Source organism: Micromonospora sp. C81 (assembly GCF_018070425.1).
GTDB classification, from domain to species: domain Bacteria; phylum Actinomycetota; class Actinomycetes; order Mycobacteriales; family Micromonosporaceae; genus Micromonospora; species Micromonospora zamorensis.
Window position 1 is genome coordinate 275,145 of the sequence record NZ_JAGPXS010000006.1, and the last position, 14,392, is coordinate 289,536.

Below are 14,392 nucleotides of genomic sequence, written 5' to 3' on the forward strand. Positions count from 1 at the left end.
GCGGAGCTCATGATGGCCACCTCCAACGACAAGCTCGTCGAGGCACTGCGCTCCTCCCTCAAGGAGAACGAGCGTCTGCGCCACCAGCACCGCCGACTCACCGAGGCGCAGCGGGAACCCATCGCCGTCGTCGGAATGGCCTGCCGGTACCCCGGCGGCGTCGACTCGCCCGAGGCCCTCTGGCGACTCGTTGCCGACGGCGCCGGGGCCCTGTCCGACTTCCCGGACGACCGCGGCTGGGACCCGGCCGCCTCGTACGCCCGCCCGGCCGGCTTCCTGGACGCGGCGGGTGAGTTCGACGCGGCGCTGTTCGGCATCTCGCCGCGCGAGGCCGTCGCCATGGACCCGCAGCAGCGGCTGCTCATGGAGACGGCCTGGGAGGCCCTGGAGCGCGGCGGCGTCGACCCGCTCTCGCTGCGGGGCCGCCAGGTCGGCGTCTTCGTCGGCTCCAACACGCAGGACTACGCGTCGGTGCTGATGCGTACGCCGATCGCCGACGAGGGGCACCTGCTCACCGGAAACGCGGCCGCCGTGGTCTCCGGCCGCCTGTCGTACTTCTTCGGCCTTGAGGGCCCGGCCATCACCGTCGACACCGCCTGCTCGTCGTCTCTGGTCGCGCTGCACCTGGCGGTCCAGTCGTTGCGGCAGGGCGAATGCACGATGGCGCTGGCCGGCGGGGCGACCGTCATGTGCACCACCGGCGCGTTCGAGGAGTTCGAACGACAGGGCGGGCTCGCCGCGGACGGCCGCTGCAAGTCGTTCGCCGCTGCTGCCGACGGCACCGGCTGGGGTGAGGGAGTCGGGCTGCTGCTGGTGGAACGGCTCAGCGACGCCCGCCGGCTGGGCCACCCGGTCCTCGCCGTCATCCGCGGCACCGCTGTCAACCAGGACGGCGCGTCCAACGGCCTCACCGCCCCGAACGGCCCGTCCCAGCAGCGGGTCATCCGCGCAGCCCTGGAGAACGCCGGGCTCACCGGCGCCGACGTGGACGCGGTCGAGGCGCACGGCACCGGCACCGTGCTCGGCGACCCGATCGAGGCGCAGGCGCTGCTCGCCACCTACGGCCGGGACCGGGTAGCGGGCGACCCGCTCTGGCTCGGCTCGGTCAAGTCGAACATCGGCCACACCCAGGCCGCCGCCGGTGTCGCCGGGATCATCAAGATGGTCATGGCGATGCGGCACCGCACCCTGCCGCAGACGTTGTCCGTCGATGCGCCCACCCCGCATGTCGACTGGTCGACCGGTGCGGTGGAGCTGCTCACCGAGGCCCGTCCCTGGCCGTCCGGCGACCACCCGGCCCGGGCCGGGGTGTCCGCGTTCGGCGTCTCCGGCACCAACGCCCACGTCATCGTCGAGCAGGCCCCTCCCGGGGACGAGGAGCCGTCCCGCGAGGCGGTCACCGTCCCGGCGCCGCTGCTGCTCTCCGGCCACGACGACGCCGCCCTGTACGCCCAGGCGGCCCGCCTCGCCCGCCACCTCACCGACCGCGACGCCGACCCCGGTGACGTCGCGCACTCGCTGGCCACCACCCGCGCCGGTCTGCGGCACCGCGCCGCGATCACCACGACCGACCCCGCGGAACGGCTCGCCGCGCTGACGGCGCTCGCCGAGGGACGCGGCACGGCCGGCGCCGTGCGGGACACCGTCACGCGCGGCCCGCTCGCGTTCGTGTTCTCCGGTCAGGGGTCGCAGCGGCCCGGCATGGGTCTGGATCTCCACGACACGTTCCCGGTGTACGCGGAAGCGTTCGACGCGGCCTGCGCGGAGCTGGATCGTCTCCTCGACCGGCCGATCCGCGACGTGATCGCCGAGGGAACCGAACTGGATCAGACCGTCTACACGCAGACCGCCCTGTTCGCTGTCGAGGTCGCCCTGTTCCGGCTGGTCGAGTCGTTTGGCGTCACTCCGGATTACCTGGTCGGGCACTCGATCGGTGAGATCGCCGCCGCGCATGTCGCCGGGGTGCTGTCCCTGCCCGACGCGGCGAAGCTGGTTGCGGCCCGGGGTCGCCTGATGCAGGCCCTGCCGGCCGGTGGCGTCATGGTGGCCGTACGGGCCACCGAGGCCGAGGTGCTGCCGCTGCTGACCAACGGGGTGTCCGTCGCAGCCGTCAACGGTCCGCGCTCGGTGGTGCTGTCCGGCGTGGAAGGCGAGGTCGCCGCCGTCGCCGCCCAGTTCGAGAAGTCGAAGCGGCTGCGGGTCAGTCACGCGTTCCACTCGGTGCTGATGGAGCCGATGCTCGCCGAATTCGCACAGGTGGCGGAGACGTTGACCTACGCGCAGCCGCACATTCCGGTGGTGTCCAACCTGACCGGGCAGATCGTCGACGTGCAGGACGCGGCCTACTGGGTGCGGCACGTCCGGGAGGCCGTGCGGTTCGCTGACGGCATCGCCACCCTGGAAGGCCTGGGGGTCAGCACGTTCGTGGAGATCGGCCCCGACGGGGTCCTGTCCGCCATGGGCGCGGACTGTGTGGCGGACGCGGTGTTCGTACCTGTGCAACGCTCCGACCGGGACCAACCGACTGCGCTGCTCACCGCGCTGGCCCAGGTCTTCGTGCGCGGCGTACCGGTGGACTGGACGCCGTGCCACCCCGGCGCTCGCACTGTGGATCTCCCCACCTACGCCTTCCAGCGCCGCTACTTCTGGCCCGACCTGCCGAAACCCGTGAGCGGCACGCCCGACGAGTGGCGCTACCGGGAGAGCTGGCAGCCCGTCGACGTCGCGCCCACCGAGGCCCTCGCCGGGCGGTGGGGCATTGTCGCCGACCCGGCGGACCCGACCGCCCAGCAGCTGCACGACCTGCTGACCCGGCACGGCGCCACCCCGGACATCGGCATCGCCCCGGAGATCACCGACGGGCTGGCCGGCATCCTGCACGTGCCCTCCCGCACCGGCGACCTTGACGCCACGGCCAGCCTGCTCACCCTCATCAGCGCGGCGGCCACCGCCGGCAGCACCGCACCGATCTGGACCGTCACCACCGGCGCCGTCACCACGGGAACCGACGGCATCGCGCCCGACCCCGCCCAGGCCGCGCTCTGGGGCCTCGGCCGGGTGGCCGCCCTCGAAGTCCCGGACACCTGGGGCGGTCTCGTCGACCTGGCCGGGGACGTCACCGACCAGCTCGTCGCGGTCCTGACCGGCACCACCGGCGAGGACCAGATCGCGGTCCGCGCCGACGGCCTGCACGCCCGCCGCATCGACCGCGCACCCGCCACCGCCGCCGAACCCTGGCAGCCGACCGGCACCGTCCTGGTCACCGGCGGGACCGGGGCGCTCGGCGCCCACGTCGCCCGCTGGGCCGCGCACTCCGGCGCCGACCGGGTCGTCCTGGTCAGCCGCCGTGGCCCGGACGCGCCCGGCCTCGACGCCCTGACCACCGAACTGGCCGAAACCGGGTGCCAGATCACCGCCGCAGCCTGCGACGTCACCGACCGCGACGCCCTCGCCGCCCTCGTCGCGACGCTCCGCGCGGACGGCACACCGGTCCGTTCGGTCGTGCACACCGCCGGTGTCGCCCACCTGACCCCGCTCACCGGCCTGAGCCCCGCCGACATCAGCGAACTCGGCGCCGCGAAGGTGCTCGGTGCCCGACACCTCGATGAGATCCTCGGCGACGACCTGGACGCCTTCGTGCTCTTCTCGTCGATCGCGGGCGTGTGGGGCAGCGGCGACCAGGGCGGATACGCCGCCGCGAACGCGTACCTCGACGCCCTCGCCGCCCGCCGCGCCGCCCACGGTCGGCCCGCCACCGCGATCGCCTGGGGTCCGTGGGCCGGCGGCGGCATGGCCGACGCCGACGTCTCCGCCCACCTCGCCCGGCGCGGCATCACCGCCATGCACCCGACCCGCGCCATCGCCGCGCTGGCCCACGCCGTCTCCGCCGGCGACGCCACTGTCGTGGTCGCCGACGTGGACTGGTCGCGCTTCGGACCCGCCTTCACGGTACGACGCGACAGCCCTCTGCTCACGCCGCTGCTCGCCAGCGCGCCGGACGAGGCACAGCCCAGCGGTCCGGCCGCTGATCTCCTGGCCGGCCGCACCGTCGAGGAGCGCCGCGCGTACCTGCTGCACCTGGTGCGCAGCGAGGCCGCCGCGGTCCTCGGCCACGAGTCCGCCGACGCGGTCCCGGCCGACCGCCCGTTCCGGGAACTCGGCTTCGACTCGCTGACCGCCGTGGAACTGCGCAGCCGCCTCGCCGCCGCGACCGGCCTGCGCCTGCCCACCACCGTCGCCTTCGACTACCCGTACGCCGCCGTCCTGGCCGCCGAGCTGGACGCCCTGCTGTCCGGCGCGGATCGCACCGCGAACACCGTCGCGCCGGCCGTCGGCGTCTCCGACGAACCGATCGCCATCATCGGGATGGCCTGCCGCTACCCGGGCGACGTCGGTTCACCCGAGGACCTGTGGCGGCTCGTCGAGTCCGGCACCGACGCGATCGTCGGTTTCCCCACCGGCCGTGGCTGGGACCTGGACTCCCTCTACGACCCGGACCCGGACCAGCCCGGCGCCTCCTACACCCGGGCCGGCGGCTTCGTCGCCGACGTCGCCGGCTTCGACGCGGCCTTCTTCGGCATCTCACCGCGCGAGGCACTGGCCATGGACCCGCAGCAGCGGCTGCTGATGGAGACCGCGTGGGAGGCGGTCGAGCGGGCCGGAATCGACCCCGCCGGCCTGCGTGGCGAGCCCGCCGGTGTCTTCGTCGGGGCGTCCTTCTCCGGCTACGGCACCGGTGACCAGATCGCCGACGGCGTCGAGGGCTACCGGCTCACCGGAACGGCGGCCAGCGTCACCTCCGGCCGCATCGCGTACACCCTCGGCTGGGAGGGCCCGGCCGTCACAGTGGACACCGCCTGCTCGTCGTCGTTGGTGGCGCTGCACCTGGCGGTCCGCTCGCTGCGGTCCGGCGAGTGCTCCCTGGCCCTGGCCGGCGGCGTCACGGTGATGGCCAGCCCGGACGCGTTCGTGGAGTTCTCCCGCCAGCGGGGTCTGTCCGCCGACGGGCGCTGCAAGTCGTTCGCGGCGGGCGCGGACGGCACCGGCTGGTCCGAGGGCGCCGGGCTCCTGCTGGTCGAACGGCTCTCCGACGCGGTCCGCAAGGGTCACCGCGTCCTCGCCGTGGTCCGGGGCACCGCCGTGAACCAGGACGGCGCCTCCAACGGTCTGACCGCCCCGAACGGCCCCGCCCAGCAGCGGGTCATCCGGGCGGCACTGGCCGACGCCGGCCTCACCCCGGCCGACGTGGACGCGGTCGAGGCGCACGGCACCGGCACCCGGCTCGGCGACCCGATCGAGGCGCAGGCCCTGCTCAGCGCGTACGGCCAGGACCGCCCGACCGGTCGACCGCTGTGGCTCGGCTCGGTCAAGTCGAACATCGGGCACACCGTCGCGGCGGCCGGTGTCGCCGGAATCATCAAGATGGTCATGGCGATGCGGCACCGGGTGCTGCCGCGCACGCTGCACGTGGACGCACCCACCCCGCACGTCGACTGGTCCTCCGGGGCGGTGTCCCTGCTCACGGAGGCCCAGCCGTGGCCCGGCGTGGACCGTCCGGCCCGCGCCGCGGTCTCTTCCTTCGGCATCAGCGGCACGAACGCCCACGCGATCCTGGAAGCGCCCCCGACGCCGGAGCCGCAGGTCGCCCCAGAGCCGCAGGCCGTGCTCGTGCCGGCGACGCTGCCGGTGCCGGTGCCGTGGACGTTCGGCGCCGCCGAGCCGGCCGCGCTGAGCGCACAGGCCGGGCGGCTGCTGCCGTACCTCGACGCGAATCCGGTCGACGTCGGTCACTCACTCACCCGGCGCGGTTCGTTCCCGCACCGGGCGGTGGTGTTCGGGCGGGACGCTCTCAACGCGGCGGCCGGCGGGCTGACCGATCCCGGCCTGGTGACCGGTGACGTGGTCGACGGCAGGCTGGCGTTCGTCTTCTCCGGCCAGGGGTCGCAGCGGCCGGGCATGGGTCTGGAGTTGGCGTCGTCGTTCCCGGTGTTCGCGGAGGCGTTCGACGCGGCCTGCGCGGAGCTGGACCGTCATCTCGACCGTCCGTTGCGCGAGGTGATCGCCGACGACGCGGAGGCCTTGGACCAGACCGTCTACACGCAGGCGGCGCTGTTCGCGGTCGAGGTGGCGTTGTTCCGGCTGGTCGAGTCGTTCGGTGTGACTCCGGATTACCTGGTGGGGCATTCGATCGGTGAGATCGCGGCGGCGCACGTTTCCGGGGTGTTGTCCCTGTCGGACGCGGCGAAGCTGGTCGCCGCCCGAGGTCGGTTGATGCAGGCCCTGCCGGCCGGTGGCGTGATGGTGGCGGTGCGGGCCACGGAAGCGGAGGTGCTGCCGCTGTTGACCGATGGGGTGTCGGTCGCGGCCGTGAACGGCCCGCGTTCCGTGGTGCTCTCCGGCGTGGAAGGCGAGGTCGCCGCAGTCGCCGCCCACTTCGACAAGTCCAGGCGGCTGCGGGTCAGCCACGCGTTCCACTCGGTGCTGATGGAGCCGATGCTCGCCGAGTTCGCCCAGGTCGCCGAAACGTTGACCTACGCGCAGCCCCGGATCCCGGTCGTGTCCAATGTGACCGGGGAGATCGCGGAGTCTCAGGACGCCGGCTACTGGGTGCGACACGTGCGAGAGGCCGTGCGGTTCGCCGAGGGCATCGCCACCCTGGAGGCCGCAGGTGTCACCACGTTCGTGGAGATCGGCCCCGACGGGGTCCTGTCGGCCATGGGCGCTGACTGCGTCACGGACGCGGTGTTCGTACCCGTGCAACGCTCTGACCGCGACCAACCGACCGCCCTGCTCACCGCCCTCGCCCACGTCTTCGTGCGCGGCGTCGCGGTCGACTGGACGCAGTGCCTGACCGGCGGACGCCTGATCGACCTGCCGACCTACGCCTTCCAACACCAGCGCTACTGGCCCGCGGCCACGGTCACCGGCAACGGCGACGCGGTCGACCACCCGCTGCTGGGCGGCATGCTCACCCTCGCTGGCGACGGCGACGAACGGATCTTCACCGGCCGCTGGTCGCGCACCGCTCTGCCGTGGCTCGGCGACCACCAGGTCGCCGGCGACGTCGTCGTCCCGGGCACCGCACTGCTCGAACTCGCCCTCGCCGCCGGTGCCGAGGTCGGCTGCGACCAGGTCGACGATCTCGTCCTCGCCGCCCCGCTGATCCTCGGCGAGCAACGGGTGGAGGTCCAGGTACGCACCGGCGCGGCGGACAACTCCGGCCACCGCGCCGTCACCATCCACGCCAGCTCCGACGGCGACCGGTGGACCACCCACGCCACCGGCACCCTCAGCACCGCCGGGCGCGCCGACGACACCACGCCGACCACCTGGCCGCCCGCCGGGGCCGAGGCGATCGACACCACCGGCCTCTACGACGCCCTGCGCCGCCGGGGCCTCGACTACGGGCCCGCATTCCGCGGGCTGCGCCAGGCGTGGTTGGGCACCGACGGCGCCGTGTACGCGGAGGTGGAGCTGCCCGACACGGTGGACGGCAGCCGCTACGGCGTGCACCCGGCGCTGCTGGACACCGCCCTGCACCCGCTCGGCCTCGGCGTCCTGGGCAGCGACGACGGTCAGGCCCGGGTGCCGTTCGCGTGGTCCGGCGTCAGCCTGCGGGCTGCCGGCGCGGTCACCGCCCGGGTCCGGCTGGCCGACGTCGGCACCGACGCCGTCAGTGTCCACCTCACCGACACCGTCGGCCGGACACTTCTGACCGCCGACTCCCTCGTGCTGCGCCGTTACGCCGAGCGCACCGCCAGCACCGACGGCCTGCACCACCTCGACTGGATCCCGGTCGAGGCGCCCGGCACGTCCGACCGCACCGGAACCGAGGTGCTGCGCGTACCCCCCACCGACCCCACCGACCCGGTCACCGCCACCCATGCCACCACCGCCGCCGTCCTGGCCGCGCTGCGCGACGCCGTCGAACGGGACACCCGGCTCGCGATCGTCACCAGCGGCGCGGTCGGCTGCGCTCCCGGCGACCCGGTCACCGATCTGGCCGCCGCAGCCGTCTGGGGCCTGGTCCGCAGCGCCCAGACCGAGAACCCCGGCCGGTTCCTGCTCATCGACACCGACGGCGACGAACAACTGGGCGCGGTGCTCGCCACCGGCGAGGAGCAGATCGCGATCCGGGACGGCGCCCTGCGCGCACCCCGACTGGCCCGGGTCACCGAACCCGCCGCCAGCCACGACTTCGGCACCGGCACGGTCCTGGTCACCGGCGCGTTCGGCACCCTCGGCCGGCTGGTCACCCGACACCTGGTCACCCGTCACGGCGTCACCGACCTGCTGCTGCTCAGCCGCCGCGGCCCGGACGCCCCGGAAGCCGCCGACCTCACCGCGGAACTCGCCGCGCTCGGCGCGACCAGCACCGTCCTGGCGTGTGACCTGGCCGACCGCGACGCTCTCGCCGCGGTGATCGGCAGCGCGGGCAGCCTGACCGGGGTCGTCCACATCGCCGGCGTGATCGACGACGGTGTGGTCACCGCACTAACGCCGGAGCGACTCGGCGCGGTGCTCCGACCAAAGGTCGACGCCGCCTGGCACCTGCACGAACTCACCGCCGGGCACCCGCTGACCGCGTTCGTGATGTTCTCCTCGGCGGCCGGTCTGCTCGGCAGCCCCGGCCAGGCCAATTACGCGGCCGCGAACGCCTTCCTCGACGCCCTGGCCGACCTGCGCAACCGCGCCGGGCTCCCGGCCTCCTCGCTCGCCTGGGGACCCTGGGCCGCCGGCATGGCCGCCGACCTGGACCCGGACGCCGTCCAGCGGATCAGCCGTGGCGGACTGGCCCTGATCACACCCGAGGACGGCCTCGGCCTCCTCGACGCGGCCGGTCAGCGCACCGCTGTCGTTCCGCTGCGGCTCACCTCCGGGCGGACCGCGCCGACCACCGTCCACCCGCTCCTACGCAACCTGGTCCGGGCCGGGCGGCGTGGCACCGCCCGGGCCGCCACCGGTGATGCCTCCCTGGTCCAGCGGCTGGGCGCCCTACGCCCGGCCGAGCAGCGCGAAGCGCTCCTCGACCTGGTCCGCACCCACGTCGCGAGCGTGCTCGGCCACGGCTCGGGTCAGGCCGTCGCCCCAGGCAAGGCGTTCCAGGAGACCGGGTTCGACTCCCTCGCCGCCGTCGAGCTGCGCAACGGCCTGAACGCGGCAACCGGCCTGCGGCTGCCGGCCACCCTCGTCTTCGACCACCCGAGCCCGGCCGCTCTCGCCGCCCACCTGCACGAGACGCTGTTCGGCGCCGACCTGACCGGCACCCCGGAGGTCACCGCGCCCGTCCGGGCCGACGAGCCCATCGCCATCGTCGGTATGGCCTGCCGCTATCCCGGCGGGATCAGCTCACCCGAGGACCTGTGGCGCCTCGTCGAGTCCGGCAGCGACGCGATCGGTGACTTTCCCGCCGACCGGGGCTGGGACGTGGACCGCCTCTACCACGCCGACCCGGACCACCCCGGAACCTCGTACACCCGCTCCGGTGGCTTCCTCGCCGACGCAGCCGACTTCGACGCCCCGTTCTTCGGGCTCGGCCCACGCGAGGCCCTCGCCACCGACCCCCAGCAGCGGTTGCTGCTGGAAACCTCGTGGGAGGCCTTCGAGCGGAGCGGCATCGACCCGGCGACCGTACGCGGCAGCCGCACCGGCGTCTTCGCCGGAGTGATGTACCACGACTACGTGTCCCGCCTGGACCCCGACGGCGACGCCGTCGAGGGTCTGCTCGGCATCGGCAACGCGGGCAGCGTCATCTCCGGCCGGATCGCGTACACCTTCGGGTTGGAAGGCCCGGCGGTCACCGTCGACACCGCCTGCTCGTCCTCCCTGGTGGCGCTCCACCTGGCCATCCAGGCGATCCGCAGCGGCGAGTGCACGATGGCGCTCGCCGGTGGGGTCACCGTGATGGCCACCCCGGGCACCTTCATCGAGTTCTCCCGCCAGCGTGGGCTCTCCGCCGACGGTCGCTGCAAGTCCTTCGGCGCCGGAGCCGACGGCACCGGCTGGTCCGAGGGCGTCGGCATGCTCGTGGTCGAACGCCTCTCCGACGCCCGCCGCAACGGCCACCCGGTCCTCGCCGTCATCCGCGGCAGCGCCGTCAACTCCGACGGCGCCTCCAACGGTCTGACGGCCCCGAACGGTCCCGCCCAGCAGCGGGTCATCCGGGCCGCACTGGCCAGCGCCGGCCTGGCCGCCGCCGACGTCGACACCGTCGAGGCGCACGGCACCGGCACGGTGCTCGGTGACCCGATCGAGGCGCAGGCCCTGCTCGCCACCTATGGTCAGGACCGCCCCGACGACCGACCACTGTGGCTCGGCTCGATCAAGTCGAACATGGGCCACACCCAGGCCGCCGCCGGTGTCGCCGGCATCATCAAGATGATCGAGGCGATGCGGCACGGCGTCCTGCCGCGCACCCTGCACGCCGACGATGCGTCCCCGCACATCGACTGGTCCGCTGGCGCCGTCGCACTGCTCACCGAGGAACGGCCGTGGACGGTGGACGGCCGTCCCCGCCGCGCCGCCGTCTCGTCGTTCGGTGTCTCCGGCACCAACGCCCACGTCATCCTCGAAGCCGCTCCCGAGCCCACCCCGGCACCCCGGCAGCCGCACACCGGGCCGACGATCTGGCCGCTCACCGCGACCACCACCGACGGTGTACGCGACCAGGCGACCCGGCTGCTGGCCCACCTGACGAGCCATCCCGGACTGGACCCCGCCGACATCGGGCACACCCTCAGCACGCGCGGCACCTTCCCCCATCGGGCGGTGGTGCTCGGGCGGGACGCCCTCGACGCAGCCGCCGAGGGAAGGACGGATCCCGGCCTGGTGACCGGTGACGTGGTCGACGGCAAGCTCGCGTTCGTGTTCTCCGGCCAGGGGTCGCAGCGGCCGGGTATGGGTCTGGAGTTGGCGTCGTCGTTCCCGGCGTTCGCCGAGGCGTTCGACGCGGCCTGCGCGGAGCTGGACCGTCATCTCGACCGCCCGATCCGCGACGTGATCGCCGACGACGCGCAGGCCCTGGACCAGACGGCCTATACGCAGGCGGCGCTGTTCGCGGTCGAGGTCGCCCTGTTCCGGCTGGTCGAGTCGTTCGGCGTCACCCCGGACTACCTGGTGGGGCACTCGATCGGTGAGATCGCCGCGGCGCACGTGGCCGGGGTGCTGTCCCTGCCCGACGCGGCGAAGCTGGTCGCCGCCCGAGGTCGTCTGATGCAGGCCCTGCCGTCCGGTGGGGTGATGGTCGCGGTGCGGGCCACCGAGGCTGAGGTGCTGCCGCTGCTGACCGACGGGGTGTCGGTCGCGGCGATCAACGGTCCGCGTTCGGTGGTGTTGTCCGGGGCCGCCGACGAGGTCGCCGCGGTGGCGGCGAACTTCAAGAAGTCGAAGCGGCTGCGGGTCAGCCACGCGTTCCACTCGGTGCTGATGGAGCCGATGCTCGCCGAGTTCGCTCAGGTAGCGGCAAGGTTGACCTACGCCGAACCCCGGATCCCGGTGGTGTCGAACGTGACCGGGCAGGTCGCGGAGGCGCAGGACGCCGGCTACTGGGTGCGGCACGTGCGGGAGGCCGTGCGGTTCGCCGACGGCATCGCCACCCTGGAGTCCGCAGGTGTCAGCACGTTCGTGGAGATCGGCCCGGACGGGGTCCTGTCCGCGATGGGCGTTGACTGTGTGGCGGACGCGGTGTTCGTACCCGTGCAACGCTCCGACCGGGACCAGCCGACCTCGCTGCTCACCGCCCTGGCCCAGGCCTTCGTGCGCGGCGTCGCGGTGAACTGGGCACAGTGCCACCCCGGCGGACGCCTCATCGAGCTGCCCACCTACGCCTTCCAGCACCGCCGCTACTGGCCCGCCGGCCCGGCCGCCGCCGCGCGCCGCGACCGCACCGGCCACCCGCTCTTCGACACCGCCGTCACCCTCGCCGAGGCGGGCGGGGAACGAGTCCTCACCGGCCACTGGTCGGTCGCCACAGTGCCGTGGCTCGCCGACCACCGGGTCGACGGCGCCCTCCTGGTGCCCGGAACCGCGCTGGTGGAAGCCGCCCTCGCCGCCGGCACCGGCGACCGCCTCGACGACCTGGTCCTCGCCGCCCCGCTCATCCTGGACGAGGGTGGCGCCCAGATCCAGGTACGGGTCGGCGCGGCCACCGACGAGGGCCGCCGCCCGGTCACCATCCACTCCAGCACCGACGGCACCACCTGGACCGCCCACGCCACCGGCACCCTCGCTCCCACCGACGACGCATTGGCCCTCCCGGTGGGCCGCTCGGCCGCCGCGGCACCGCTGAACGTGGACGGACTCTACGACGAGCTGTTCCGACGCGGCCTCGACTACGGCCCGGCGTTCCAGGGGGTCCGGACCGCCTGGCGCGACACCGACGGCACCCTGCACGCTGACGTCGTCCTGCCGGACGAGGTGGACACCGGCGGCTACGGCATCCACCCGGCCCTGCTCGACGCGGCCCTGCACACCCTCGGCCTCGGCGAGCACACCGGCGACGGTGCCGCCAAGGTGCCGTTCGCGTGGTCCGGGGTCACCGTCCACCAGCCCGGCGCCACCGCCGCCCAGGTCCGCCTGAGCGTCGGCGACGCGGTCCAGGTCACGCTGGCGGACGCCGTCGGCGACCCGGTCGCCTCCGTGGCCGCCCTGCGACTGCGGGCGTACGCGCCGCCGTCGGTGCTGCATCGCCTCGACTGGACGCCGATCGACCTGCCCGACACCGGCGACACCGAGACCGTGATCCTGCGGATCGCGGCGGACGGCGGCGACCCCCTGGCCGCCACCCGCACCGCGACCGCCCGGACGCTCAGCGCCCTCCAGTCGGCCATCGCGAACGACACCCGCCTCACCGTGGTCACCGCCGGCGCCACCGGCCGCGACGTCACCCACCTCTCCGGAGCCGCCGTCTGGGGGCTCGTCCGCGCCGCCCAGTCGGAGCACCCCGGCCGGTTCACCCTGGTCGACGCCGAACCCGGCACCGGCGAGGAGGAGATCCGTGCCGCGGCGGCAGCCGAACAGTCCCAGATCGCCATCGGTGTGGACGGCGTCTTCACCCCCGTCCTCACGCCGTACGTGGCGAGCGGCGACGAGGCCGCCGGCCCGGGCACCGGCACCGTGCTGATCACCGGTGCCCTCGGTGGGCTCGGCCCTGTCATCGCCCACCACCTGGTCACCCGGCACGGCGTCACCGACCTGGTGCTGCTCAGCCGCCAGGGCCCCGACGCACCGGGCGCCGACGCTCTCGTCCGCGACCTCGCCGCCGCCGGAGCCACCGCCACAGTGGTGGCCTGCGACGCCGCCGATCGCGCCGCGCTCGCCAAGGTGCTCGACGGCCTCCCCGACCTGACCGGTGTCGTGCACCTCGCCGGGATGCTCGACGACGGCGTAGTCACCGCGCTGACCGACGAGCGCGTCGCCACGGTCCTGCGCCCCAAGGCCGAGGCCGCCTGGCACCTGCACGAGCTGACCCGGGACCGGCACCTGACCGCGTTCGTGCTGTTCTCCTCGGCGGCCGGCGTCGTGGGTGGCCCGGGGCAGGGCAACTACGCCGCCGCCAACGCGTTCCTCGACGCCCTCGCCGCCCACCGCCGGCGTGCCGGCCTGCCCGGCACCTCCCTGGCCTGGGGACCGTGGGCGGCCGGCATGGCCGCCACCCTCGCCGGGGCCGACCTGGCCCGGATGGCCCGCACGGGCATCCTGCCGATGACCGAGACCCAGGCCCTGACCGCGTTCGACCTGAGCCTCGGCGCCGCGGAACCGGCCCTGGTGCCGCTGCGGCTCGACCCGACAGCCACCCCGGCCAGTGTGCCGGCGGTGCTGCGCGGCCTGCTGCGGGAGGCACCGAAGCGCCGGGCCAGCCGGCGCGGACCGGACCGTACGCTCGCCGAGCAGCTCGCTGCGACCGACCCCGCCGGCCGCAGCGAGGCGGCGCTGAACGTGGTCCTCACCCAGGTCGCCGCCACGATCGGCGACGGGGCGGCGCACACCGTCGACCCGGACCTGGAGTTCACCGGCCTCGGGTTCACCTCGCTCGCGGCCGTCGAACTGCGCAACGGCCTCAACGCCGCCACCGGGCTCAGCCTGCCGGCGACGCTCACCTTCGACTACCCGACGCCGCGCGCTCTCGCCGACCACCTGCTGAGCACGCTCGCCCCGGCCCGTACGCCGCGTCTGCTCGACGAACTGGCCCGGCTGGAGCAGGCGTTCACCGCCCTCCTGCCGGACGAGGTCGCCGAACTGGCCGTACGCGACGGCGTCGCGGCCCGGCTGAAAGCACTCACCGGCCAGTGGGCCGAGGTGACCGGAGCGGCCGCACCGGTTACCGAAACGCTCGACGAAGCCAGCGACGACGAGCTCTTCGCGTTCATCGACCGCCGCCTCGGCGCGTCCTGAC

Annotated in this window: 1 protein-coding gene; it reads left to right on the plus strand. The window is 74.2% G+C overall.

The window, feature by feature from the left end; genetic code table 11:
- Positions 1 to 12 precede the first annotated feature (12 nt).
- On the plus strand, positions 13 to 14,391 hold the full coding sequence (locus tag KBX46_RS32520) for a type I polyketide synthase (RefSeq protein ID WP_247667464.1): 14,379 nt from the start codon (positions 13 to 15) through the stop codon (positions 14,389 to 14,391).
- The last annotated feature ends 1 nt before the right edge of the window (position 14,392 follow it).